This window comes from Nonomuraea sp. NPDC049028, from assembly GCF_043197735.1.
Lineage (GTDB): Bacteria > Actinomycetota > Actinomycetes > Streptosporangiales > Streptosporangiaceae > Nonomuraea.
In genome coordinates, this window is the sequence record NZ_JBICTR010000009.1 from 93,117 (window position 1) to 119,213 (window position 26,097).

At 68.4% G+C, this 26,097-nt stretch carries 20 protein-coding genes; 14 read left to right on the forward strand and 6 right to left on the reverse strand.

Going from position 1 to position 26,097, the window contains the following annotated elements:
* Positions 1-71 precede the first annotated feature (71 nt).
* Entirely contained in the window at positions 72-2,945 is a 2,874-nt protein-coding gene (locus ACGFJ2_RS33960) for a hypothetical protein (protein WP_393475267.1), read from the reverse strand.
* Positions 2,946-3,219: 274 nt separating this feature from the next.
* Positions 3,220-4,221, reverse strand: a complete 1,002-nt coding sequence (locus ACGFJ2_RS33965; RefSeq protein WP_393475270.1) for a CPBP family intramembrane glutamic endopeptidase — start codon at positions 4,219-4,221, stop codon at positions 3,220-3,222.
* Positions 4,222-4,320: 99 nt separating this feature from the next.
* On the opposite strand from ACGFJ2_RS33965, the gene ACGFJ2_RS33970 reads away from it, so the two are divergent.
* Positions 4,321-5,052, forward strand: a complete 732-nt coding sequence (locus ACGFJ2_RS33970) for a hypothetical protein (RefSeq protein WP_393475273.1) — start codon at positions 4,321-4,323, stop codon at positions 5,050-5,052.
* A complete protein-coding gene (locus ACGFJ2_RS33975; RefSeq protein WP_357944317.1) occupies positions 5,049-5,591 on the forward strand; it encodes a DUF6529 family protein in 543 nt (180 codons plus the stop codon). The genes ACGFJ2_RS33970 and ACGFJ2_RS33975 overlap by 4 nt, the downstream gene beginning before the upstream one ends.
* 14 nt (positions 5,592-5,605) lie before the next feature.
* Here the strand turns inward: ACGFJ2_RS33975 and ACGFJ2_RS33980 are convergent, their stop codons facing one another.
* Complete coding sequence (locus tag ACGFJ2_RS33980; protein ID WP_357944315.1) at positions 5,606-6,544, reverse strand: CoA ester lyase; 939 nt, start codon at positions 6,542-6,544, stop codon at positions 5,606-5,608.
* 560 nt (positions 6,545-7,104) lie between these two features.
* On the opposite strand from ACGFJ2_RS33980, the gene ACGFJ2_RS33985 reads away from it, so the two are divergent.
* Positions 7,105-7,476 (forward strand): hypothetical protein, encoded by a 372-nt coding sequence (locus ACGFJ2_RS33985; protein WP_393475277.1) that lies wholly within the window; start codon positions 7,105-7,107, stop codon positions 7,474-7,476.
* 284 nt (positions 7,477-7,760) lie between these two features.
* Here the strand turns inward: ACGFJ2_RS33985 and ACGFJ2_RS33990 are convergent, their stop codons facing one another.
* A complete protein-coding gene (locus ACGFJ2_RS33990; RefSeq protein WP_393476271.1) occupies positions 7,761-9,026 on the reverse strand; it encodes an ATP-binding protein in 1,266 nt (421 codons plus the stop codon).
* A gap of 354 nt (positions 9,027-9,380) precedes the next feature.
* Here ACGFJ2_RS33990 and ACGFJ2_RS33995 point away from each other — a divergent pair, with 354 nt between their 5' ends.
* On the forward strand, positions 9,381-9,788 hold the full coding sequence (locus ACGFJ2_RS33995; protein WP_393475280.1) for a RidA family protein: 408 nt from the start codon (positions 9,381-9,383) through the stop codon (positions 9,786-9,788).
* 222 nt (positions 9,789-10,010) lie between these two features.
* Positions 10,011-10,376, forward strand: a complete 366-nt coding sequence (locus ACGFJ2_RS34000) for a hypothetical protein (protein ID WP_393475283.1) — start codon at positions 10,011-10,013, stop codon at positions 10,374-10,376.
* Positions 10,377-10,455: 79 nt separating this feature from the next.
* On the opposite strand, the gene ACGFJ2_RS34005 is transcribed toward ACGFJ2_RS34000, so the two are convergent.
* Positions 10,456-11,442, reverse strand: a complete 987-nt coding sequence (locus ACGFJ2_RS34005) for a DMT family transporter (RefSeq protein WP_393475286.1) — start codon at positions 11,440-11,442, stop codon at positions 10,456-10,458.
* 71 nt (positions 11,443-11,513) lie between these two features.
* Here ACGFJ2_RS34005 and ACGFJ2_RS34010 point away from each other — a divergent pair, with 71 nt between their 5' ends.
* Positions 11,514-12,725, forward strand: a complete 1,212-nt coding sequence (locus ACGFJ2_RS34010) for a magnesium transporter MgtE N-terminal domain-containing protein (RefSeq protein ID WP_393475289.1) — start codon at positions 11,514-11,516, stop codon at positions 12,723-12,725.
* Positions 12,715-13,203: a DUF1003 domain-containing protein gene (locus tag ACGFJ2_RS34015; protein ID WP_357944296.1), complete on the forward strand. Its 489-nt coding sequence runs from the start codon at positions 12,715-12,717 to the stop codon at positions 13,201-13,203. The genes ACGFJ2_RS34010 and ACGFJ2_RS34015 overlap by 11 nt, the downstream gene beginning before the upstream one ends.
* A 56-nt stretch (positions 13,204-13,259) precedes the next feature.
* Here ACGFJ2_RS34015 and ACGFJ2_RS34020 read toward each other — a convergent pair whose 3' ends face one another.
* Positions 13,260-13,763: a MarR family winged helix-turn-helix transcriptional regulator gene (locus tag ACGFJ2_RS34020; RefSeq protein WP_393475293.1), complete on the reverse strand. Its 504-nt coding sequence runs from the start codon at positions 13,761-13,763 to the stop codon at positions 13,260-13,262.
* A 158-nt stretch (positions 13,764-13,921) separates the two neighbouring features.
* Here ACGFJ2_RS34020 and ACGFJ2_RS34025 point away from each other — a divergent pair, with 158 nt between their 5' ends.
* From ACGFJ2_RS34025 to ACGFJ2_RS34055, 7 genes are all read left to right on the forward strand, one after another.
* Positions 13,922-15,058 carry an Mrp/NBP35 family ATP-binding protein gene (locus ACGFJ2_RS34025; RefSeq protein ID WP_357944292.1) on the forward strand — a complete coding sequence of 379 codons (1,137 nt, stop codon included), beginning with the start codon at positions 13,922-13,924 and terminating at the stop codon, positions 15,056-15,058.
* Between the two features lie 104 nt (positions 15,059-15,162).
* Positions 15,163-15,648 carry a SigE family RNA polymerase sigma factor gene (locus ACGFJ2_RS34030; RefSeq protein WP_357944289.1) on the forward strand — a complete coding sequence of 162 codons (486 nt, stop codon included), beginning with the start codon at positions 15,163-15,165 and terminating at the stop codon, positions 15,646-15,648.
* Positions 15,645-16,823 carry a hypothetical protein gene (locus ACGFJ2_RS34035; protein WP_393475297.1) on the forward strand — a complete coding sequence of 393 codons (1,179 nt, stop codon included), beginning with the start codon at positions 15,645-15,647 and terminating at the stop codon, positions 16,821-16,823. Before ACGFJ2_RS34030 ends, ACGFJ2_RS34035 begins: the two co-directional genes overlap by 4 nt.
* Positions 16,824-16,986: 163 nt before the next feature.
* Positions 16,987-17,919: a sulfotransferase domain-containing protein gene (locus ACGFJ2_RS34040; RefSeq protein WP_357944285.1), complete on the forward strand. Its 933-nt coding sequence runs from the start codon at positions 16,987-16,989 to the stop codon at positions 17,917-17,919.
* Positions 17,920-17,964: 45 nt separating this feature from the next.
* Positions 17,965-19,167, forward strand: coding sequence for a peptidogalycan biosysnthesis protein (locus ACGFJ2_RS34045; protein WP_393475300.1), 1,203 nt, complete (start codon positions 17,965-17,967; stop codon positions 19,165-19,167).
* A 51-nt stretch (positions 19,168-19,218) separates the two neighbouring features.
* Positions 19,219-21,036, forward strand: coding sequence for an AMP-binding protein (locus ACGFJ2_RS34050; RefSeq protein WP_393475303.1), 1,818 nt, complete (start codon positions 19,219-19,221; stop codon positions 21,034-21,036).
* Between the two features lie 59 nt (positions 21,037-21,095).
* Positions 21,096-26,093 carry an SDR family NAD(P)-dependent oxidoreductase gene (locus ACGFJ2_RS34055; protein WP_393475306.1) on the forward strand — a complete coding sequence of 1,666 codons (4,998 nt, stop codon included), beginning with the start codon at positions 21,096-21,098 and terminating at the stop codon, positions 26,091-26,093.
* The last annotated feature ends 4 nt before the right edge of the window (positions 26,094-26,097 follow it).

The window sequence follows — 26,097 nt, forward strand, 5'->3', positions numbered from 1 at the left end:
ACGGTCCACCTTCGCCACTGATCCCAGCGTCGTGCGCTCAATCACCTGGCGTCCCCTTCTCGCTCGGCACTTCAGCGGTCAGACGAAAGAGAGGAGGTCCAAAGGATCATGTGATCGGCGTTGTAGGTCGTCGAACGGCCCAATGCCACCACCTCCGATCCCATCACCGTCACCGCCGCCAGCCACTGCATCCCCGCCCCCGCCAGCCGCCCCTTCGTCAGGTCCACCCGGTTCCATGACAAACCATCCTCAGACAGCCAGACCGCGCTGTCCCCCTCTCCCGGTGTGCCGTGCCAGCCGACCGCCACCAGCCCCTGGTCGGCCGCCGCGAGGTCGTACACGGCCGCCGCCTGGTCGGCCGGCAGCCAAGCCGTACGCCAGGTCGTACCGTCGTCTTCCGAGACCGCGGCGAAGGCGCGGCGCGAGCCGGGTGTCTGGGCTGTTCCGATGGCGATGAGCTTGTCCTGGTACGCCACCACCTCCCGCAGTCCGGCGGAGCTGGCCTCCGGTGGCGAGACGCGGTCACGGGACTTCCAGTTGACGCCGTCCTCCGAGAACCAGACCACGGCGCTCTCCCGGTCGCCGCTGCCCGAGCCGCCTATGGCGACATATCCGGATTGTGTGGCGGCCACGTCGTACACGCGCACACCGGAGCCCCCCTGCGGCAGCTTCTTCGACCGGGTGAACTTGCGCAGGTCTGGCGTGAACCAGAGCGCGGCGCCCGGAATGCCCGCCGCGTTTCGGTCCTCGCCGGCGAGCACATAGCCCGACTCGCCGGCAGCCACGACGTGGAGGGCCAGGTACGGATGGTCCTGGGTACGGGCCAGGTCACCGGAGGCCGTCACCTTCTTCCAGGTGCGGCCGTCCTCGGAGGACACCAGGAGCGGGTCGGTGACCGATGTGTCCGCCTGGGTGCTGCCGACGGCCAGCCAGCCGCGGCGGCCGTGGGCGACGTCGTCGAGGGTCTGCTGGTTCGCCCCGCCGAGGCTCATGGAGGTCCAGGACTGCCAGTTCAGGCTGGTCCAGATGCCGGCGTCGCCGGAGGCCGAGCCGACCGCGACGTACCGGCCGTCGAAACCGGCCAGGCGGTTGGTCTGGCGGGCGATCCGTGACAGGCCGTCGACGCCGGCCAGCCGTACGCGCGTCGCGTCGCCGCGCGGGGGCGCGGTCATGAGGACGAGCTGGTTCTCGACGTCCGCCGTGGCCTGGTCGCCGCCCGCGAACAGGGTGCCCGAGTCGGAGATCGTGAAGCCGCGCAGCGTGGCGCCCGGCAGGTTGCGGAGGTCGGTCCGCTTGGCCCAGCCGCGCCCGTCGGCGCTGGTCAGGATGGAGTACTTGCCGAGGTCCGCCTGGCTGACCGCGGCGATCCCCGACGGGTAGCTGATCAGTGAGTCGATGCCGGGGCTCGTACCGCTCAGGCCGCGGATCGAGCCGCACTGCGCCCACTGCGCGCCGGTCGGTGAGCAGTAGACGCGCACGTCGCCGGTGATCGTTCGCTGCCTGGTGGGGACGAGGACGAACTGCTTGGGCAGTACCGCCAGCGACGACCCGGTCCGCGCCTCGGGCAACTGGAACCCGGTGGCCTGGTACGTGGCGCCGCCGTCGCTCGACCGGACGACCCTTGAGCCGTCGCCCGGGGCGGACTCGGCGATGGCCACGACGGTGTTCCCCTTGGCCACGACCGCCTTGAGCTCGCGTACGTCCAGCCCGCCCATGTTCACGCGCTCCCATGCGCGCCCGTCCGGCGACTGCCAGGCCGCGGGTCCCGTCGCGCCGCCGGTGAGCGTCGTACGGCCGACCGCCACGAACCCCGACGACGTCCGGGCGATACCGGAGATCAGGTCACCGTTCCTGAACGCGGACAGACCGCTCTGCTCCACGGCCGCCCAGGTGAACCCGTCGGTGCTGGTCCACAGGCCGCGCTCGGCGCCCACCCCGTCGCCGCCGCTGGCCAGCCAGCGCCCGTCTCCGCCCACGACCCGCTGGACCGTCGCCGTGGTCGACCCGTTGACCTGGCCGAGCTGCCACGTCTTCCCGCTGTCCGGCGAGAACAGGAACAGCGGCCGCGGCGTCGGGCTCGTCGTGTCACTGCCGACGGCCACCACGGCACGGCCCACGGAGGTCATGTCGTTGAGCTTCTGATCGGAGCCGTCACCGGCCGACGGCACCGTGAACAGCTCGTCGCCCGAGCGTTCCGTGCCCTCGGACAGCGCCAGTCCGGGCTTGTCGGAGGAGCGCCACTGCCACACGAGCACACCGCCCGCCACGAGCAGCACCAGCGCCAGGAGTATGGCCGTCGGCGCGGCCAGGCTGCGCCTCCGTACCGGACTCGACCGGCGGACCGCCGACGGGGCGGGGCCGCGGTGGTGCCTGCCGCTGGAGCCGCCGGGACGCGGCGGGCCCGACGCGACGAGGCGGTCCGGTCTGGTGGGACGACCGGCGGGCGGGCGTCCGACGCGCCGCACCTCGGGCTCGTGAAGGTCCTCGGGGGCGTCTTCCGGATCCTCCGGCGTGCCGTACTGGGGCTCATCCTCGTGCTGCGGCTGGTCCTCTGTCTCGAGCCAGGGTCGGGGTGCGGCCTCGGGGGGCTCATCCTCGGTCCGGGGCTCGGGCTCAGTCCGGGGTGGGCCGCCGGCCACGAGCTTGTCGGGGTGGTTCACGACCCGGCGGCGGCGCGGCTCCGTCTCGGGTTCCGCGGTCGGGGAGCTGTACGGCCGGCGCCCCTTCGGCGGGTCCGGAGGCTCGTCCCCAGGGACGGGGGAGGAGAACGGCGGCATACCCCACGGTGAGGCCGCAGGCAGGCCACGAGCCCGATCATCGGTGGGGCCCGGCGGAGAGTGCCGGATCCGGGGCTCGTTGGCGGCATGGGGGTCGGCGGCTCTCTCGGGCCGCGGGTCGTCATCACCCGGCGGTCGCCGTGGCGGGTCGCTGGGGCCGGAGGCCACGCGTCGCACCTCCTAGTACGTACTGATCGAACTGAGCGAACGACCCGGTAGAGAGAGGTATGCCAGATCGTTCCAGGGCAGCCTGTCCACGTTTATGCGCTTATTTCGTTTTTCATGTCACTGCGGCGTGAAATATCGCACATGAGGGCTAGTTACCCTGTCTCGCCGAGATGATCACCTCCGGAATCCTCGCCCACCCACTGGATCCAGAGCAACACGACTGAGCCCGAATGGCGAGACCTCTCTAGCGAGATTCCTGGCACCAGCTAGCTATTTATCCCGAAAGATCGCTAACTGACCGTTTTTTGGCCAGGTACAGTACCCCCACCGCGTACGCCCCCAACTGCACCACGGTCCCCACCAACGCCTGCCAGGGCACGTCCCCCTGCTGCAGCGCCTTGTCCAGATGCCCGGCGGCCGCGCTGATCCCGAACGCCAGCATGTTGTTCGCCACGTGCAGGGCGATCGGGGCCTCCAACCCTCCGGTCCGTACCGCCAGCCACGCCATGAGGGCGCCGAAGCTGAAGACGTCGATGAGCCCGATCCACGAATACCCGTGCAGGGACGCGAACAGCGCCGAACCCAGCACGATCCCCCATACCGGGCTCCGCAGATGGGCTCCGAACGCCTGCATGACCCAGCCGCGGAAGATGTACTCCTCGGTGGCGGCCTGGAACGGCACCAGCAGCACGATCACGATCAGCGCGGGAAGGAACGCGCTCCACCCGGCCCAGCCGAACATGTCCGTGACCGGCTCCCTGGTCACCGTCATCATGGCGAGCTGGGCGACCTGCCCCAGCGCCAGGGCTATGACCGCCACTCCCAGGCAGCGCAGCAGCCACCCCCACCGCAACCGCCCGGCGACCGAGGAGAGCGACCCGGGCCGCCGCCGCTGGATCAGCGCGACCGTACCGAACACCGCCGGGAGCACGGCCGCGATCGAGAGCAGCAGCACCACCAGCGAGAACACCGGATCGCCGAACAGCTCTTCAGGCGTCAGCGACGCGGGGATGCCGAGGATCATCGCCAGCACCGCGCCGACGCCTATGACCACCGCACCGATGACGAAGAACGCGACGCCCACCAGGATCGTCCCGACGATCTCCCGCCAGGCACCGCGGTCACCGACTCGGGCCAGGTAGTCGTATCGCGCGCCCCTGGGCGTCGGCCGGAACCACGGCTCCCGCGCGGGCATGGGCGGCGGCTGGTGAGGGTAGGCCGGCCGGCCCGGCGGCTGCGTCCCGTACGGAAGCTGGGGTCCAGGATTTTCCTGCATCTCTACATTCTGTCTGGGAGATGAGCATTAGTTCACAGACGATCCGTTAGTTTGAGCGGATGCTCGGTGGAGTAAGCATTTCGACCCTGGGAGCAGTTCATGTCAAGGCTGGGACCTGTCATCACCCTGACAGCGGGCGCCGCGCTCGCCGTCGGGCTGGGTGTCGCCAGCATCACCGCGACACCGGCGGCGAACACAACGGTTGCCGCCACCTCCAACGAACCCCCCGCGACCGAGACCGCCGCCGCGGCTGAACCTTCGGCGGAACCCGCCGCCACCGCCGCCACCGTTACCCCCGAACCCACCGAAACCGCCGAAGCCGCCCCGAAGACCATCGACAAGGCGGACTACGGAGGCTACGTACGCGGCAACGGCGGCTTGATCGCCATCTCCACACGCGACGGCAAGACCATCGGCTACTTCTGTGACGGCAAGTCCGAGGCCTGGTTCAAGGGCAACGAAAAGGACGGCAAGATCACCCTGCGGGGCTTCGGCGCCGCGGCCGTCGGCGGCACGCTCGGCGGCGGAAGGGCCACCGGCTGGCTGAAGATCGGCGGCAAGAAGTGGACCTTCGCCGCGAACACCGTCGTCAAACCCTCCGGCCTCTACCGGGCGACCGCCCAGGTAAGGGGCGCCAAGCTACGAGCCGGCTGGATCGTACTGAAGCGCCCGCAAGGCGGCTTCACGCAGGTCGGCGCCGCGTTCGTGGACGAGAAGCAGCTGCAGATCCCGCAGCTGAACGCCTACCAGCCGACCGCGCCGGTGCCGCTCGACGACAACACCACCCTCTACCCGAAGGACGTCGACGGCTTCATTCAGGAGATGCAATGAGCGTCACCTCGCACCGGCCGACCAGCTTCCACCCCCTGTCCGTCCCGCTGCTGATCGGCGGAATGGTGGCGATCGCCCTCGGCGTCTTCGGGCGCATCCACGCCCCCACCGGCTTCGCGGTCGGCCCCGCCGGCTTCTCCGCCGCGCTGCCGATGAAGGCGTGGCTGACGACGGGCGCGTTCGTGCTCGCCGCCGTCCAGGTCATCTCCGCCCTGTCGATGTGGGGCAAGCTCGGGGTCTCCATTCCGCCGGGCGTACATCGCTGGTCGGGCCGGCTGGCCTTCCTGCTGACCATCCCCGTCGCCTTCCACTGCCTGTACGCCCTGGGGCTGCAGTACGACGTGCCCAGGGTGCTCGCGCACTCGCTGCTCGGCTGCTTCTTCTACGGGCTGTTCACGGCCAAGATGCTGGCCCTGCCGAAGCGGGGCACGCCAGGCTGGACGCTGCCCGTGATCGGCGGGCTCGCGTTCACGGCACTGGTCGGGCTCTGGCTCACGTCGTCGTTCTGGTTCTTCACCACGATCGGCTTCAAGGTCTGACAGCTGTTACGACCCTAGCTCTCCGGGCTGAACGTCTTCGTACGGCTCAGCCCGGCAGCCCGCCCCTTGGCCACGACGACGAGCGCCATCTTGCGCGAGGCCTCGTCGATCATCTCGTCCCCCAGCATGACCGCGCCGCGCTTCTCCACGGTCGTGTAGTAGTCGTACGCCTCCAGGATGAGCTCGGCGTGGTCGTAGTCCTCCTGCGTCGGCGAGAACACCTCATTGGCCGCCTCCACCTGCGACGGATGGAGCACCCACTTCCCGTCGAATCCGAGCGCCGCGGCCCGCCTGGCCACCCGCTTGAACCCCTCGACGTCCCTGATCTGCAGGTACGGCCCATCGACCACCTGCAGATCGTGCATCCGCGCGGCCATCAGCAGGCGCATCAGGATGTAGTGGTACGCATCGCCCTCGGTATAACCCGGCGGCTGCTCCCCCACGACCATCGTGCGCATGTTCACCGACGCCATGAAGTCGGCCGGCCCGAACACCAGCGCCTCCAGCCGCCTGGACGCCCCCGCGATGGCGTCCACGTTGACCAGCCCGCGCGCGTTCTCGATCTGCGCCTCGATCCCGATCCGCCCGACCCCCAGCCCCATCGTCTTCTCGATCTGGGTGAGCAGCGTGTCGAGCCAGACGACCTCGGTCGAGTCCTGCACCTTGGGCAGGATCAGGCAGTCGAGATTGTCCCCCGCACCCTCCACCACCTCGATCACGTCACGGTAGGTCCACTGCGTCGACAGATCATTAACGCGTACGACCCGCGTCTTCCCCGTCCAGTCCCCCTCCCGCAACGCGGTCACGACGTTCTTGCGAGCCTCATCCTTGACCAGGGGCGCGACAGAATCCTCCAGATCGAGGAACACCTCGTCGACCGGCAGAGTCTGGGCCTTCTCCAGAAACCTCGGGTTACTACCGGGGACGGCGAGAACAGATCGACGTGAGCGCATGCGCACACGCTAGCCCCCTCGCCGCCGCCTCTTCGCACCCCCACCCACCACGCCCCACCCGTTACCCACTTACCGGCTTGACCGTCTGATGCCCACCTCTCCACAAAGGCCTTCGCGGGTGGGCGCTTCGCGCTTCGGGGGCAGGCGTTGCTTCCAGTCGGGCCGAGGCCCGACCCCTGCAGGCCCTCGCTCCGCTCGGACGCCCTATCGGCGCGGGCTCCGCCCGCGCACCCTCCGGCCCCTCGGCCATCTGCTTCGAAAGCCCGCTGTGACCAGGAGGCATAGCAAAGTCAGGCACCAGGCGACGCATCGACGTGCCATACACGGATTCACCGCTTGCTGGTTGACCACTCCAGCCCACCCGCTTACCCACTTACCGAACGATCGCTGTCGCAGCAGACTGTTCTGTGACACCGAACCTTGAGCTTGTGCCATGGATGAGTGAGCGGTGCAGCGTGACCTCCAGTTGCGGGATGGGGGGAGTTGCAGCCGCACCCGGAACGTGACGCCATCGCCGGGATGGGATGAACCGCCGACATGACCGCCTGGACAATGGTCGCATGGCGATGTTTAAGGGCGCTCGAATCGAGGTCCACGACGAGGTGTGGGGCGAGGATCACGGCGACACTGTGGAGTTCGGTCTCACGGTCGCGGCAGGGGGACGTACCGCCGCTGGACATTGGCTCACCCGCAATGACGCGCGATCCGCGTTGCACGAGGAGGACATTGACGTCCTGATGGAGAACGACGGCTCCGCGTTCATCAGCGAGGAGGGGAAGGAGCAGGTGGTCGATCGGCTTGCGCAGGCGTTTCCGGGTTCCGAGGTCCATTACTACTCCGATGACGAGGATGACGGAGGAGAACTGGATGTGGCGGGGAAGGCTCCGATCTTTGAGGTCGAGTTCCGGTGGGAGGGGATAGGGACCGACTGATAGCCCCCAGAGCCGCCCGCACGCGGGGCGGAATGTCACCGCCATTGACGGGCTCCCCTGTCCTGTCGCGCACCGACCCTATTCAGGTCCGGCCCGGCCATACCGAGTCCACGTCCACGATCAGACGTCACGCTGCACCGCTCAACCTTCGATGGCACAAGCTCAGGGTTCGGTGTCACAGGACACAGACCGGCAAACGCTGTCACATGTCATCGACAAAACCAGCCGCCGAAGCCGGTCGGGGGTTCCATGTCTCTGCGTCGATGCGCCGGCAGTCTGAGCATTCACGATTGGCTTGTGGTGCCGAGCATCCACAGCGATGACATGGGCAAAGCTCTCAGCTTCTCACCGAACGACAGGCTCTGTTCGCCGGTATACAGGACGAATCCCGCCCGAAACCGTGATCCAAGCCGGTCGGCCAAGTGGCGGAGTCCTCGGAAGTCATCACCGCGCACGGTTTCCGCGGCTTTGACCTCCAGGCCGATCACTTCGCCGGAAGCGTGCTCCAGGACCATGTCCACCTCGATTTGGTCGCGGTCCCGGTAGTGGAACAGCTGAACGGATTCGTTGGCCCAGGTGAGCTGACGGGCGACCTCCCCGATCGCGAAATTCTCAAGCAGTGGGCCGACTGGCGCCGTGACATCCCTGGCGCGCTCAGGCGACATGCCGATGAGCCGACCGCCCAGCCCGCTGTCTGTGACGATCAGTTTGGGGGTGGAGATGGCGCGGGTGGTGAGATTCGACGACCAGGCCGGTATGCGCTTGATGACGAAGATCAATTCCAGGAGATCCAGATAGCGCGAGAGCGTCACCCTGGGAAGCCCTACGTCGCCGGCGATCGACTGGACCACGGCCAATCCGCCCATCCGAGCCCCGATGACGCTGAGCAGCCTGCGCATCTCCGCTGGACGTTCGATGTCGGAGATCTGGCGCACATCACGGGTGACCAGGTCGGTGATGTAGGAATCGAAGAACCTGTTGCGCCTGCGTCCAGGATCCCTCCGGACCGCCTCCGGGTAGCCACCGCGCAGTGCGCGATCCACGTAGTCAGCCTTATGGAGTGGGGAGGGGTCCATGGCGACATCGGCGCCATGAGTGAAGACATGGTCCACGAATCCGTCCGGAGCGCTGTCGATCTCTCCTTGGGACAGTGGCCACAACTCGATGGTCTCCGTCCTCCCGGGCAGAGCGTCCGGGAGATCACGTAGGCCCAGCAGGCGTGCTGAACCGGTGAGAAGAAAACGGCCCGCACGTGGATGCCGATCAACCTCGTGCTTGATCGGCAGGAGTAGCTGCGGGGTGCGCTGGATCTCATCGATCATCAGAAGGCCGTCGTGCTGGACGAAGGCGACGGGATCCTCCTCGGCTGCGGCCAGGATCGCTGGATCGTCCAGGTAGAGCTGGCGGGCATTGTCCGCCTGCGCGGCGATCAAGCTCGCCAGCGTGCTCTTGCCCACTTGCCGAGCGCCGTTCACAACGACGACTCGCGTGTCCGCCAGCGCTTCGAGTGCCATTGCCTCGGCGCGTCGCGGGAACAGAGACGAATCCATCACGCTCCGCACGTTACCGCAGTTGAATGCAGTTGTGTGGGCGGTCTGCCGGAAGATCGGTGGGCGTTCTGCCGCTGAGTGCGTGGGCGTTCTGCCGGATGATCCATGGACGTTCTGCCGCTGAGTGCGTGGGCGTTCTGCCGCAGGGTGCGTGGACGTTCTGCCAGAGGTCCGTGCGCTCCCTGAGGGCCGGAGGGCCGGAGGGTCCGTGCGCTCGCTCCCTGCGGAAGGTGGCGGCTCGCGCCACCGACATCCCCCCGGTCAGTCGGGAGACGGAAGCCCCCTTCGAGACCTTCGCGAGGCGCTGAAACAAACCAGATGATCCGCCGACCCCGGAACCGCCACAATCTCCGCATGACGATCACCCGCCTGAACCCCGACGAACTGCACAAGACTCCCGGCTACAGCCACATCACCGTGGTCGAGGCCGGGCGGACAGCGTTCCTGGCCGGACAGTGTCCGCTGGATGTGACCGGCGCCCTGGTCGGCGAAGGAGATCTGGACGCCCAGGTGGACCAGGTCGTCGCCAACGCCCTGACCGCGCTCGCGACCGTGAACGCCCGCCCCGAGCAGGTGGTCCGCTCGGTCATCTATGTGGTGGTGAGCCAAGACACCACCGCGCTCGGCGGAGTATGGCAGCGTCTGCTCGACTCACCCCTCGCCGCCGCCTTCACCACCGCGAGCACGCTGCTGGGGGTTGCCCAGCTCGGCTTCGCCGGCCAACTCGTCGAGCTCGACCTGACCGCCGCCCTCGGCGCGTAAGGCCGTGGCCGCGGACCTGCGCAATGAGGGGCGCGACCGCTCTCGACAGCCGAAGTACGGGCCGCGCATCAGCGTGGAGGTGCGACCTGCGGGCGATGCTGAAGAAGTTCGGCATCTCTGGCGATCAGCTGGACAAAGACGTCAAGGCGCTGGTGCGGCTGCGGATGCGTCATGCCTTGATCGGCGCCACCGAAGCGCCTACCACCCCGGTACAGTCGAGGCGTGAGCGACATATCCGCGGCCATCGAAGAGGGCGCGAAGAAGTCCGGCGTCCTCTGGCTCACCCTCGATCGCCCGCGCCTAGCCTGGCATGCCTGGCACGACGGTGCCATCTACCTCGTCACGGGCGGCGGCGAGCAGCAGTTGCCGGGCATCGAGGGGCTTGACACCGTCCAGGTCATCCTGCGCAGCAAGGACAACGGCGCCAGGCTGGCCGACTTCGAGGCCGAGGTCCGGGTGGTGGATCAGGCGGCGGAGCCTGAGGCCGTCGCCGCGCTGGCCAAAGAGCGGCTCAACGCGCCCGACAGCGAGCACCTGACCGACCGCTGGGCGCGCGAGTCGACCGTACTGAAGCTCACCCGCCGCTAACGCTCGCACGCCGCTCTGCTCTCGCACGGCGCCAGAGCTCGCACTGCCGTAAAGCTCACGCCGCACTAAAAGCCGAAACTCACACCACGCCGACCGGCTGCTCAAGGTCGTCCGGGCTGGGCTTCGTGCTCGGTTCCGGTCGTTGTTCGGTTGCGGTCTGGGCGAGGAGGGCGCCGGTGAGGACGATCAGCCCGCCCACGATCTGGAACACTCCCAGCGTCTCCCCCACCAGCGCCCACGCCACCACCGCCCCGCCGATGACCTCCAGTGAGGCCACCGTGGCGCCCACCGCCGCCGTCAGTCGCCGGACCGCGTTCACGCCCAGGATGTAGGCGACGACCGTGGCGATCAGGACCATCCACAGGTACGCCCCGAGCACCGGCAAGGTGTGCGCGCCCGCCGAGGGGGTGACGGTCCGGGTGAAGGCGTCCCACGGGATGTTCCACGGGCGGGCGAAGGGCACCAGGATCACGGCCGACCCGATCAGGCCCCAGCCGATCAGGCCGAGGGGGTCCACGTCGTCGCCGAAGCTGTCGCTCATCAGGAAGTAGCCCGCGCAGCAGGCTCCGGCGAGCAGGCCGAGGAGCAGGCCCAGGGCGTCGAGTCGCAGGCCCTGCCATGCCTCCACGACGATCGCGAGGCCGACGACGGCGGTTATGGCGCCGGCGAAGGCCGCGCGGGCCAGCCGTACCCGGCGGACGAAACGTACCCAGAGCACCACCATCACCGGCGCCATGAACTCCAGCAGCAACGCGATCCCCACCGGCAGCCGCGTGATGGCCACGAAGTACAGTGACTGAACCGCGGCCACCGCCACGATCGCGTACATGGCGAAGAACGGCAGCCGTGACCGCGGGATCCGCAGGGCGCGCGGCTTGACCAGGGCCAATACGACCACCATGAGCACGCCGGCGCCCGCCATGCGCGTCCAGACCGCCTCGATCGGGGCCAGTCCGGCGGCGATCAGGTACTTGGCCATCGGGCCCGAGAACGCGAAACAGCACGAGGACACGAAAGCCAGCGCGAGCCCTGGGTACTTCACGATCAACCCCAACTTCGTAATCACCGTAATCGACTTTTGATACTGACATGTCAGGCATCCGGAGCGCAATGGAGGGGCACTGTTAGCCTGCTGACGTGAAGATCTTCGTGGCCCGCCTGGCGGGGACCCCGGTCTTCGACCCCGCGGGCGATCAGATCGGCCGCATCAGAGATGTCGTGGTCGGGCCGCACGACGGCAATCCGCCGAGCGTGCATGGCATGGTGGTCGAGATCCAGCCGCGGCGCCGGGTCTTCCTGCCCATCACCAGGGTGCGCGGCATCGAAGCGGGCGCGGTGGTCTTCACGGGCCGGCTGAACATGCGCAGGTTCGAGCAGCGCGACACCGAGACGCTGGTCATCGCCCAGATGCTCGACCTCACCGTGCGGCTCGACGGCGAGCCGGTCACCGTCTACGACGTGGCGATGGAGGAGACGAAGCCGTCGTTCTGGCAGATCACCAAGGTGGCCGTCTACCGGGGCCGGCGGCGGCGTGAGACGAGGATCGTCGACTGGAGCGAGGTGTCGGGGTTCGGTGTCCTGCAGAAGGACCAGGGAGCCGCCGGGCTGATCGCCGCCTTCGAGTCGATGCGGGCCGCCGACCTGGCCAGTGCCCTGCACGACCTGCCGGACAAGCGCCGGATCGAGATCGCCCGCGCCCTCGACGACGACCGGCTCGCCGACACCCTGCAGGAACTGCCGCCCAACGACCAGATCGCCATCGTGCGGTCACTGGAGGTGGAGCGGGCGGCCGACGTACTGGAGGCGATGGACCCCGACGACGCCGCCGACCTGCTGCACGACCTGCCCAGCGAGCAGGCCACCCAGCTGCTCGCGTTGATGGAGCCCCAGGAGGCGGCGCCCGTACGGCGGCTGCTCACCTACGCCGACGACACCGCGGGCGGCATGATGACCAGCGAGCCGGTGATCCTGCCGCCCACCGCCTCGGTCGCCGAGGCGCTGGCCCACATGCGGCAGAAGGATCTGGCGCCCGCCGTCGCGGCGCAGGTCTATGTGACCAGGCCGCCCACCGAGACGCCGACGGGCGCCTACCTGGGAATGGCCCACTTCCAGCGGCTGCTGCGCGAACCGCCCTCCACGCTGCTCGGCTCGGCCATCGACCCTTCGGTCGACCCGATCAGGCCGGAGCTGACCGTGTACGAGGTCGCCTCCTACCTGGCGAACTACAACCTGCTGGCGGCGCCGGTCGTGAACGAGCTGGGCAGGCTCGTCGGCGCGGTGACGGTCGACGACGTACTCGACCACATGCTTCCCAAGGACTGGCGCGAGAGGGCACACCGTGACGACTGAACGCCTCGACCAGCCACGCGCGCTGCGCCGCTCACTGCGCCCGCACTACGACCCCGAGGCGTTCGGCCGCCTGTCGGAGCAGATCGCCCGCTTCCTCGGTACGGCCAGGTTCCTCGTCTACATGACGGCGTTCGTCGCGGTCTGGGTGACCTGGAACGTTCTGGCGCCCGCCGGCCTGCGGTTCGACCCCTATCCGTTCATCTTCCTCACGCTCATCCTGTCCCTGCAGGCGTCGTACGCCGCGCCGCTGATCCTGCTGGCCCAGAACCGGCAGGACGACAGGGACCGCGTCCAGTACGAGCAGGACCGGGCGGCGGCCGACCGCAACCAGGCCGACGTCGAATATCTGACCCGCGAGATCGCCGGGCTCCGGCTGGCGATCAGCGAGGTGGCCACCCGGGACTATCTCCGCTCGGAGCTCCAGCGATTGGCGGAGGAGCTCAACTCGAGATCCGGCAATGAGCGCGGCGGCGCTTAAGGAGCGGCAGCGCTCAGGGAGCGGCGGTGAGCCCGCGAAGAACGGGTGGCGGCCGCTCAGGGAGCGGCGGTGATGGGCAGTTTGGCGAGCATCTCGCGGACCAGGCGGATCTCGCCGGCCCCCAGCAGGTCGAGGAACTCGGATCTGATTCCGCGCAGGTAAGTGGGGGTGGCCTCGGTCAGCCGGGCCGCGCCACGGTCCGTCAGCACCGCGAACAGCCCCCGCGCGTCGCTCGCGCACGCCTCGCGCGCCACCAGGCCGTCACGCTGGAGCCGGTCGATGAGCCTGGTCAGGCCGCTGCGGGAGAGCAGCACCCGGCCGGCCAGGTCGTTCATCCGCAGTCGCCGGTCCGGCGCCTCGGCCAGCTGCGTCAGCACGTCGTAGGAGGCCAGCGGCAGGCCGTGGGCCACGAGCAGCTCGGCCTCCAGATGGCGGGTGATGTGCACCTGAGCTCGCTGCAGCATCCGCCAGACCGCCAGCTCCTCGGCGGTGAGGCCGGTGAGGCCGGTGGGGCCGGTGGTGCGGCCGGTGGCGAGGCCCTCGTCACGCAGAAGAGTCACGGAGTAACCTTAGAACGTTGCACGGACACCTAAACAGCACGGATTATCCGCACGGGGTCCCTGGTTCATACGATGGAGGGGCATCCTCACCGGCGTGCAGCGCCAGGTCACACATATACGACTAAGGAGGGACGGCACTCCCTCGTGCCGAGACTTAGATGGCACCAACACAGGAACAGGTGACGGCCGCTCTAGCCACCGTCATCGACCCCGAGATCCGTCGCCCGATCACCGATCTCGGTATGGTCAAGAGCATCGACATCGGTGCCGACGGTGTCGTTCGCGTGGGTGTCTACCTCACCGTGGCCGGATGTCCGATGAAGGACACGATCCGTCGCGACGTCGCCACTTCGGTGACCAAACTCGAGGGTGTCACGGGCGTCGAGATCGAGCTCGACGTGATGAGCACCGAGCAGCGCAAGAAGCTCCAGACCACCTTGCGCGGCGATCGAGGCCCCGAGAAGGAGATCCCCTTCAACCAGCCGGGCTCGCTGACCCGTGTCTTCGCGGTGGCCAGCGGCAAGGGCGGGGTCGGCAAGTCGTCCGTCACCGTCAACCTGGCCGCTTCCATGGCCGCCAACGGGCTCAAGGTCGGCATCGTCGACGCCGACATCTACGGCCACAGCGTCCCGCGCATGCTCGGCGCCTCGGAGCGCCCCACCAAGGTCGAAGACATGATCATGCCGCCGGTGGCGCATGACATCAAGGTCATCTCAGTGGGCATGTTCAAGCCGGAGGGCAACAGCGCGGTGGTCTGGCGCGGGCCGATGCTCGACCGCGCGCTCCACCAGTTCCTCGCCGACGTCTACTGGGGCGACCTCGACGTCCTGCTGCTCGACCTGCCGCCGGGCACCGGTGACATCGCCATCTCGGTGGCACAGCGGCTGCCGTCGGCCGAACTCCTCGTGGTCACCACCCCGCAGATGGCCGCCGCCGAGGTGGCCGAGCGGGCGGGCTCGATCGCCGCGCAGACGCACCAGCAGATCGCCGGCGTCATCGAGAACATGGCCTGGCTGCCGTGTCCGCACTGCGACGAGCGCATCTCGGTCTTCGGCGAGGGTGGCGGCCAGACGGTGGCCGACGCTCTGACCCGGACGCTGGGGACTCGGGTGCCTCTTCTGGGCCAGGTGCCCATCGACCTGCGCCTCCGCGAGGGCGGGGACGAGGGCAAGCCGCTGGTCCTGACGGACCCCGATTCTCCGGCCGCGGCCGAGCTCCGCACGATCGCCGCCGGGCTGAGCAAGCGCTCCAGCAGCCTGAAGGGCCTTCAGCTGGGCCTGTCTCCCAACCGCTGACGTCCAACGTCCATAGGGGCCCGCTCCTCAGAGCGGGCCCCTTCGGCAACTGCTGATTTCGTAGAAGCCCCAACCGTTCATCCCCTCTCGGGCGTCTTGTCTATATGACGGATTCCGAGGCGTTCGAGGCCTTCGTCGCCGCCTGGCACCCGCGGCTGCTGCGTGCCGCCATCCTCATCAGCGGTGACAGGCATCTGGCCGAGGACGTACTCCAGGATGCCCTGATCAAGCTGGCGCGCCGCTGGTCGAAAGTACATACCGACCCGGTCAATTACGTACGTACCACCCTGTACAGGGACGTGGCGTCCACGTGGCGGCGGCGACGGGAATTCGCCTACGGAGAGCCGCCCGAGCAGGCGGATCACGACACCTCGGAAGCGTCGGACCTGAAGGTGGTGTTCGCCCGCGCGCTGGCCAGGCTGCCGGTGAAACAGCGGGCGGTGCTGGTGCTGCGCTTCTACGAGGACCTGCCGGTCGGGGAGGTCGCGGCGATCCTCCGGGTCTCGTCCGGGACGGTCAAGAGCCAGACGCACGCGGCCCTGAAGCGGTTACGCGAGGTCGCTCCCGAGCTGGAAGAGGTGTTGATATGACCGACCAGGGGCTGCGGGAGCTGTTCCATGATCTGGCCGAGACTCTGCCTGAGGGGTCGTCCCGCGCGGGCGAGCTGTGGCGGCAGGGCACGCGGAGCCGTACTCGCCGCCGGTGGACGGTGCTCGCGGCGGCCGCGACGGTCACTGTGCTCGTCGTGGTGGGGATCGTCGTGTCTCCGGAGCCGGTCGAGCGCGGCGTCACCGTGTATCCCAGCGTCACGCCCACACCCACGCCCACGATCCCGCCGACTCCCCCCATGGACACGGCTCCGCCGCCCAGCGATGAGGCGGGGCTGCCCACGCTGGCGACCGCGCTGCCGGAGAGGTGGGCCGACATCCCCGTCGTGACCACCGTTTCCGGGCCCGTCCTGGCGCTGGCCGAGTTCGGCGACGGGCGGATCTACATCATGAAATCCGGCGGGCGGATCCCGCTCGATGTGAAGCTGGGCGATTCCGTGGACTCGGCCGGCAACGGCGGGACGCCGCTGAAGCCCAACTCGCTCGCCCCCGACGGGACGATGGCCGCCTTCCCGCAGAAGGACGAGGTGGTCGTCGTCGACCTCGTGATCGGCCAGGCCAGGCGCTACCCGGTGCCGGGGTTCAACGAGATGGTGCTCTGGCGCGGCGAGCAACTCCTCGTCGAGCAGGAGAAGGCGAACTACCTGCTCGACCTGGCCACGGGGAAGGCGCGGCGGCAGCCGTACAAGGGATTCACGGGTGTCGCGGGCTACCGCGACCTCAGGATCGTCTCGCCCGCCAAAGGCGGCTGGACGGTCATCCAGGAGGGCGGGTCGGAGGTGGCGCTGAACGTCCGGGACATCACCGACAAGGGCAGCATGCCCGTGGGCGTCCCGGGCAACCACGGATGGCAGCGCGGCGGCCTCGTCGCCAGGTCCGCGTTCGCCGACCACGACCGGGCGGAGGAAGCCGATGTGGCCGTCGTGGCCGACATCGCCACGGGACGGGTGGTCAGGACGCTGCTCCTGCCCTGGGGTGATTCTGCCGGCAGGAGGTGCGGGAAGGGCGGGTGCCCCGTGCGCGGCTGGATCGGCCAGGACACGGTGATCGTCGAGAGCGGGGACAGGCTGCTCGGCTGGAACATCGGCACCGGCGCCCTGTCACGCGTCGCCGACCTGCCCAAGAGTGTGACCGCCTATTCCCTGCGCAGCGGGTGAGCCGTCAGATAAATAGCACACGTCTTACCAGGGGATTTGTTGTTGCTGGAATTCCCCTGCAGCCAGATCGGAAATGTCATCAATTTGCGCATTATTATCACTGAATGCACACAGGCAATCACATACCTTCCTTAACTCGCATAATGTGATTAAACTCACGTTGATGACGACGCATCCAGTCCGTTACCTCACACCGATGGAAGACAGCTCCCGGTGGGACGCGTTCGAATTCCGGCCAGGCGATATTGTCATTAATTCGCCGGCCAAATGCGGCACCACCTGGACCCAGACGATCTGCGCGCTCCTGATTTTCCAGACGCCGCAGCTACCCGCTCCACTGTCGAGCCTCTCACCGTGGATCGACATGCTCGTACGTCCGAAACAGGAGGTTTGGGACAACCTCGCCGCGCAGCAACACCGCCGTTTCATCAAAACCCACATTCCGCTCGACGGCATCCCGGTCGACCCGCAGGTCACCTACATCACGGTGGGGCGAGACCCGCGCGATGTGGCCATCTCCCTGCGTAGCCACGGCAAGAATCTCAAGCGTGACGTGATTCGTCGCTTGATCCATCAGGCCGCCCACCCCGGAAACGCGGCGACTGACGTTCAGGTCGACGATCATGACGAGAGGGACTTCCTCGACGAACGGGAGTACTTATTACGCTGGGTGGACAACGACGACTCGCCGTACGACAATCTCGACTCGCTGCGTGCGCTGATCTGGACGCAGAGCCGCGCATGGGTTCGCCGCGCGGAGCCGAATGTCATTCTGCTGCACTACGCCGACCTCTCCAATGATCTCGCCGGCCAGATGCGACGGCTCGCCGAACGGCTCGGCATCGAGATCGACGAGAGCAAGTGGCCGGAACTGGTCGAGGCCGCCACGTTCCAGCAGATGCGCAATCGCGCCGATGAACTCGCACCCGACGAGCAGTTGGGCTACATCCGCGATCACAAACGCTTTTTCCGCAGTGGTAAGTCGGGCCAATGGCAGCAGTTCCTCACCGATGAGGATCGAGCACACTACGACCGTCGGATAGCCGAGCTCGCGGAGCCAGACCTGCGCGAATGGCTCCATCACGGGGCCAGGTGACGGTATGACTGCCGGGTTTCGATGAAACATCAGGAAATTCCGGAAATGTCACCCGAAGCGGCCGGGCTCGTGACGGTCGAGCGCGTGCCCTCGTTGAACGACGTCGCCGGGTGTGTGTGGGATGACGTCGCGGACCCGCGGGACATGTTCCAGAGTCGTGCGTGGCTGACGGCTCTTGAGCGATCCGGTGACGGGCCCATCATGTACCTGATCGCCCGACAATCTGGGCACCCGCGAATCGTCGGTGCCTTTCCCCTCTATGACTCGCTCCCCAGTCGTGGTGACTACCTGTACTGGCCGGAGCTCCACTTCCAAGACCTGCTGCACGCCGCGAGTTCGCTCGACGGCCGGCTGGGATTGCTGGCCGGTTCGTGCGCGGGATTCAGTACGCGGCTCATCGTGGACCGCACCCTGCCGACTTCGACCAGGACAATGGTCCTGCACGCACTTAGGGATGCCGCCCGCGCCGTCGCGGTCGAGCGCGGGCTCCCGTACACCTTCTTCTTGTTCCTCGACTCCGCCGCGTGGAGAGACCTCGCTCCGGTCGTCGGCGACGGAGACCATCACCGATTGGCGAGCGTCGCACAGACTGAACTGAAGCTCCCCGGCGGGGACTTCGAGGATTACCTGGCGACGCTGCCACGGAACACCCGCACCAGCGTCCGCAGGGAGGTCGGGCTCTTCGCCAAGGACTGTGCGACCGAGACCGTACCTCTCCGTGAAGCCATCACGACCATCGCGCCGATGATCGTGAACGTGCGGGCCAAGTACGGGATGGCGTACAGCGTGGAGGCGGTCACGCGACGCCTGTCCGCGTACTCGTCCGCGCTGGGAGACGCCTCGTCGATGGCCATGCTGTGCCGTGTGCGGGGTCGTCTCGTCGGTGCTGGAGTCATGTGCCGCTGGCATGACCGGCTGTACGTGACCGACTTCGGGCGTCTCGACAACGACGATGACGGTGCGGCGCCGGACCCGTTCGTCTACTTCAACGCGGTGGTCTACGAACCCATCAAGTACGCCTATTCGGTGGGGCTGTCGAGAGTCGTCACCGGCGCCGGGGCGGAGCTGGGCAAGGCCCGGCGTGGTTCGGCCGTGCTCCCGCTGATGCACCTGGCGTGGGCGGCGACCGGAGGTGGCACCGACGGCCAGATCGACACCACGCCGGCGGAGAACCGCAGGCAGCACTGGCGCGAACTACGCAGCGCTCACCCCAGGTACTTTCACTCGGCGTGGGATGAGCTGCTGTGAACGCAACATCGATCCGACGGGCTGGACGTCATGCCCGCGAGGGAGGTTAGCGTGAGCCGAGTGGACGAGCCGGCCGGCCCCGTCCGTGACACGACCAGAACGACGACCAGCACCACATCCAACACCGCGACCAACACCGCGACCAACACTGCGACCAACACCGCCACCAGCGCTGTCCCGCCGGGGCTTCTCGGACGGGTGCCTCGTGACCTGAGCAGGGTCGCCCTGGTTCACGAGGATCGTGGCATCACCTTCGGCGACGTCGCCGCGCTCAGCGAGGACATCAGCGGCGTCGTACGGGGTCACCATCTGAAGGGCCGCGTGGTGGGCGTGCCGGCGGACCGGAGCCCGGAGTTCGTCGCGCGGATCGTGGGGCTCTGGAGCGCGGGAGCCGTCCCGGCGATCCTGGGAGACTGGGGTGCCGAGCGGGTGCGTGGAGCATTGACGGCCACTGGCGCCGTGGCGACCTTCGGACCGTCGTCCGCCCCGGCCGGCCTGGAACTCCTGGACGACGGTGTCCCGTCACCGGCGCGCCTCGATGGTTTCGACAGAGAGGACGAAGAGACCGAAGAGGACGTGGGAGGAGTCAGTCATATCCTCTTCACGTCCGGCACGACGGGCAGGCCCAAGGGCATTATCGTCGGACGAGCGGCCTTCGAGGCCGCCAGTGTGGCGTTCTTCAAGGAACTGCCCATGGACGAATCCGATCGGATCGCCTTTCTCAGCAGACCCGGCCACGATCCGAGCCTGCGGGAGCTCATCGCACCCTGGCTCACCGGTGCGACGTTGTTCATTCCCGACAGTCGCACGGCCGCGGATCCCCGGCTGCTGGCGGCCTGGCTCTCGAAGCATTCCATCACCGTGCTCCAGGGCTCGCCGGTCCTCCTCCAGCTCATGGCGGGCTCGTCGCTGCTTCCCGTCGACAGCCTGCGGCTGGTCTGCTCGGTGGGGGCCCGGCTCACGGCAGCGGCGCTGCGGTCGACGGCACGGTTCGCCCCACAGGCCACCATCGCCAACTGCTACGGCGCGTCGGAGACGCCGCAGGTCGTGTGCGTGCACCAGGTGCCGCCCGGTAAGGGGGTGGCGAGCGAGGACCCGGTTCCCATCGGACGCGCGCTCGACCATGCCGTGGTCAAGATCGTTCCCATCGACGCGTCCGACGGTGAGAGTACGGAAGGCCGACTGCACGTGGAAGCCGCCGCCTGCGCACTCGGCTACACGGACGGGACCCCGCTGCTGACTACCGGCCCTAACGGCCGCTGGTACGACACCGGCGACATCGTCCGTCGGCTACCGGACGGCTCGATGTGCTTCCTACGGCGGGCGGACCGGCAGGTCCAGGTCAACGGCACGCGGGTGGAGCTGGACGAGATCGAGGGCGCGGCCGCGCTGGTCGCCGGTGTCGCCGAAGCGGTGGCGACGTTCGTCGAAGACAGCAGCGGAGTCGGATCCGTACGCCTGACCGTCGTACGGAGCTCCACGACGGCGATCGACGGCGACGAGCTTCGTGCGGCGCTCCACGACCACCTGGACCCCGCGGTCGTGCCCTCGAGCATCGAGGTGCGTGCCTCATCGCCGGACGAACCGGCGGTCGTGGACGCCGCGCAGGCTGAAGACCGGGCGGCGACGCTGTGGGAGGTGCTTCACGAGAGCGCGCGGTCCGCTCTCGGCCAAGGCCGGAGCGACGACCGGATCGACCCTGACGACGGCTTCTTCGAGGCCGGCTTCACCTCGATGTCCCTCATGCGGTTCGTGTCGGAGCTCTCCGTACAGCTCGGAACGGAGATCTCTCCCCTGCTGGTCTTTCGCTGTCCCACCCTGAATGCCTTTGCCAACTACCTGCGGGAGAACCTGGACGACGTGTCCTGACCCCGCGACGGCTCGCTCCTCGTATGGAGCGGCAGCAAGCGAATCGGAGGACGGACGATATGGGCAACCTCGTTGAGCCGATCGCGATCATCGGGATGGCCGGTCGTTTCCCGGGAGCGGTCGACACCCAGCGGCTCTGGCGGAACCTCGTGGCCGGCGAGGAGGCGGTGCGCTTCCCGTCCGAGGACGAGCTCCGGTCGAGCGGCGTGTCGCGGGAAGCGCTGGACGACCAGGCATACGTGCGGGCGGTGGCCGAGCCTGAGGGCATCGACCTGTTCGACGCCGGGTTCTTCGGCCTGAACCGGCGTGAGGCCGAGGTGTGCGACCCGCAGCTACGGCTGTACCTGGAGACCTCGCACGCCGCTGTCGAGAACGCCGGTTATGACGCCTTGAGGCTCGGTAGGGCAGGCGTGTTCTCGTCGGTCGCCGCGAACCGCTACGGGGTCGGCCGCGTCCTCGGAAACCTTGAGGCACTCCGGAGTGCCACCGGCATGGCGGCCGGCATGTGGAACAACCCCGACAGCGCGTCCACGCTGGTCTCGTACAAGCTGAACTTGCACGGCCCCAGCATGACCGTGCAGACCGCGTGTTCGAGCTCCCTGGTGGCCGTACAGCTCGCCGTGAACGCGCTCCGGCTCCACGAGTGCGACGTCGCTCTGGCCGGCGGTGCCGACGTCGAGTTCCCGGTCGGTCACGGCTACTGGTGGGCCCAGGACGGCCCGCTGAGCCGGGACGGCCACTGTCGCCCCTTCGACGCGGCGGCCACCGGCACGATCTTCGGCAGCGGCGTCGGCGTCGTGGTGCTCAAGCGGCTCGCCGACGCCATGGCCGACGGCGATCGGATCACCGCGGTGATCCGGGCCGTGGCCGTCAACAACGACGGCGCGAACAAGGTCGGCTTCACCGCGCCCAGTGCCGATCGGCAGGCGGAGGTCGTGCTGAGAGCCATGGAGCTCGCCGACGTGGGTCCCGAGGACATCGGGTACGTGGAGGCACACGCCACCGCGACTCGGCTGGGTGATGCCATCGAGATCGCGGCGCTGAGAAAGGCGTTCAGCGCTCGGGCGACGTCGGGACTCGCGCCCGGGCGGTGTCCCATCGGATCGATCAAGGGAAATGTGGGCCACCTGGGTCACGCGTCAGGGATCACGTCGCTGATCAAGGCGGCGCTGTCGCTCGATCATGAGCAGATCCCCGCGAGCGTCAACTTCGCGGAGGTGAACCCGTTCCTCGAGCTCGGGAACTCACCGTTCTTCGTCAACGACACGCTGCGGCCCTGGCCTCGATCGGCCGGCCGGCGACGCCTGGCGGGGGTCAGCTCGTTCGGCATCGGTGGCACGAACGCGCACGCGATCCTCGAAGAGGCGCCGACCCGTACGGTCGACCCGGCTCCGGAGCCCACGCAGCTGATCGTGTGGTCGGGACGGACGCCGTCCGCGGCCGAGGCGTACCCGGAGCAGCTTGCCCAATCTTTCAAGGAGAGCGCGGACCCGCTCTCCAGCGTCTCGTTCACGCTGCGGCAGGGGCGCACGCCGCACCCGGTGCGAGGCGCTGTGGTGGTCGAGAGCATGTCCGACGCGGCCAATGCCGTGCGTGACCACGGGCGGCGAATCGTCACCCCGGAGGAGCAGGCAGACCGAAGCACCGTGTTCCTGTTCCCGGGCGAAGGGGCGCAGCACGCCCACATGGCGGCGGAGCTCTATCGCACCGAACCAGCGTTCAGTGAGGCACTCGACGAGTGCTTCGCTCTCTTCGATGCCTGCGGCCTGCCCCAGCGGCAGGTCTGGGAGCGGGCGCCGGAAGAGCCGTCGCTCTTCAGCGTCGAGTACGCGCTGGGGCGGCTGTGGCTGGCGTTGGGCATCGAGCCGGACGCGCTGCTCGGCCACGGCATCGGGGAGTTCGCGGCCGCCACGCTCGCCGAGGTGTTCACCCTCCCGGAAGCGGTACGGCTGGTGAGCGCCCGAGCCCGAGCGATGGGCGAGTCACCCGGAGGCGCGCGGCCGGCCTTCGACGGTATCGAGTTACGTCGTCCTCGGTGGAAGCTCTACTCCGCGTCCACTGGCGGCCTGGTGAGCGGCGTGGACTTCTGGAGCCGGCAGCTCACCCAACCCGCCCTGTTCAAGCAGGCGCTTGAGGCCGTGTTGTCCGACGGTGACCGGGTGCTGGTAGAGGTGGGCCCCGGGCGGACGCTCACCACCCTGGCGCGCTCACATCCTCAGGTACGCGCCAAGCGGCATTTGACGGTGCCGACGCTCCCGAGCGGGCCGTCCAAGGGTGCCACCGAACGCGCCTCGTTCCTTCACGCGCTGGCCCGGCTGTGGACCCTGGGCGCTGATGTGGACTGGTCGGCGCTGGCCGCGACGGGTGAACGCGTACCTCTGCCGGGCTACCCGTACCAGCGCGAGCGGTACTGGATCGAGTCTCCGAGCGGCCCCGCGCCCGTCCACGAGGCGCGGGAACCAGCGGGCCGTGCGGTGTTCCGTCTGCCCACGTGGGTGGAGGCCGAGTCGGCCGGGCACACCGACGTCTGGGACCGGCCACTGGTATTCCTGCCCGACGACGCGCGACGAGCCGCCGAGCTGGTCGCCCTGCTCGGCAAGGCTGGGTGGGATGACGCGTTGCTGGTACGGCACGGTGCCTCCTATTCGGGAGCTCGGGGCTCGGAGTTCGTGATCCGTCCCCGCCACGAAGCGGACGTCGTCCGGCTGCTGGACGAGCTGAGAGACTCGCAGCGATACCCGGAGCTCATCATCGACGCGACGCAGCTCGGCGGCGGCCTGGCCGAACCCGACCTGAGCGACATCGACCACCAGATCGACACCGGTTTCCAGCGAATCGTCGAGCTGCTGCAGGAAGCGGCGCGACGGGCGCCCGACAAGCGCGCTCGCGACGTCCTGGTCGTCACCGAGCTGTCCGCGGACGTGACGGGCGGCGAGACCGTGCACCCGGTGCGAGCCATGCTGCTCGGACTCCTGCGGAGCTACATCCTTGAGAACCCCCGCGCCATGTGCAAGCTCATCGACATCCAGGGCGGCGTGACCGACGAGCGGCTGGTCGCGGAGCTGTGCGGCCGGAAGCGATCCGAGATCGTCGCCCTGCGGGGGGATCGCCGTTGGGTGCCCGGTGAGCGGGAGTTCGTCCCTGACGGTGCGGGCCCTGTCGACCTGCGTCACAGGGGTGCCTACGTCATCACCGGCGGGCTGGGCGGCCTCGGTCTGGCCGTGGCGCGTGGCCTGGCGGACACCGGTCTGCAACCACGGTTGCTGCTGCTGGGCCGCCATGTGACAGACGGACACGACGCCGAGCTCGCCGAGATCCGGGCTCTCGGCGCCGAGTGCCGCGTCGAGGCATGCGACGTGACCGACGTGGACGCGCTGCGGCGGGTGATCGACCAGGCGTCGGACTCCTTCGGGGGGATCAACGGCGTCTTCCATCTGGCCGGCGTGGCGGGAGGGGGCATGCTCCAGTTCCGGACGCGGGAGCAGGTGTCGCGAACGCTCGCGCCAAAGGTCCACGGTACGTTGGCGCTGGTCGAGGTGCTGCAAGGCCGGGCGGACCTCGACTTCTTCGTGGCCTTCTCCAGCCGCGCGGCGCTCAGGGGCTTGGTCGGCGGCGCCGACTACGCCGCGGCGAACGCCTTCCTCGATGCGGTGGTACGCCGGCAGCCCTTGGCAGGCTGCGCCTCGATGACCATCAACTGGCCCTCGTGGGCCGAGGTCGGTATGGCTGCCCGTCAAGGGCGGCCACCGCAAGACGCGCCATCGGATGTGCGCTGGTGGTCGACCCCGCTGTCGGCCGAGAACTATCCGATCCTGGACGAACACCGTATGGACGGCGTACCGGTACTGCCGGGCACGGCCCAGGTCGACTTCGTCCTGCGCGCCTTCCACGAGGCGATCGATCGCCCGAACGGGCGGCCCGCGCAGCTGCGCCACATGGTCTTCCGGAAGCCGATCACCACCCCGGAGCCCGTGTCACTCGAGGTCGGCTTCGAACCGCACGAGGACCTCTGGCGATTCACCGTTCGCACCGCGCCGCTCTCCCCCGACTCCCTTGACGGCTACCGCGTCCACACGACGGGGGAGATCCTGCTGGTGGACGCCGGGGCGGACACGGTGGACCTGGACGGGCTGCGCGCGTCGCTGCCCGAGCGGCGGATACCCGTGAACGACGCTGAGAACCGGCTGTTCACCATCGGGCCGCGATGGCCGGGAGAGGAGATCTGGACCTCGGGAGAGGACATCAGCACGAAGCTCGCCGTACTCACCTTTCCCGAGGCGTTCGGCCATGAGCTCGATGAGCACGCGCTGCATCCCACCCTTCTGGACGCGGCGGTGTCGCTGGCGCGGGATCCTGACCTTGAGCCTCCGCACGCGCCCTTCGCGTACCAGTCGATCGTGGTGCACCGACCGATACCGGGGCTCGCCTACAGCCATATCCGCCGACGCCCGAGCGGTTCGGACACGATCGTGGCGGACATCGACGTACTGACGGCCGGCGGTGACGTCGCCGTCGAGGTCAGGGGCTTCACGATGCGCCGCGTCGACGAATCCATGGTCGCCCCCGAGACTTCTCGTGAAGAGCGAGGCGCCGATGCCCAGTCGTCGCCCGACGACGGGATCACGCCCGCGACCGGGGTCGGCATGCTGCTGCGCCTCCTGGGTCGCCCCAGCCACAGGCAAGTGGCGATCACCATGTCGGGGGAAGACTCGGTCCTGAAGAACTCCCCCGAGGACATGCCAGACGCCGCCGACGCCGCCGACGCCGCCGAACAACCGACGGCCATGGCACGTGCGCCCGAGCGGGTCTCGGATGGAGCACCATCGGACGAGGCGTCGCTCGAGGCTCGACTGATGGAGATGTGGTGCGCCGAATTCGGTGTGGAGTCGGTCCGCCCCGACGAGGACTTCTTCGAGCTGGGCGGCGACTCCTTCGCCGCGGTGGGTCTGGTCGAGGAGATCCGCAGGGCGTTCAGCGTGGACGTCGGCATCGCGGTGATCTTCGACCACCCGACGGTGGCCGAGCTGGCCGCCGAACTGCACCGGCTGTCGTCATAGCGGC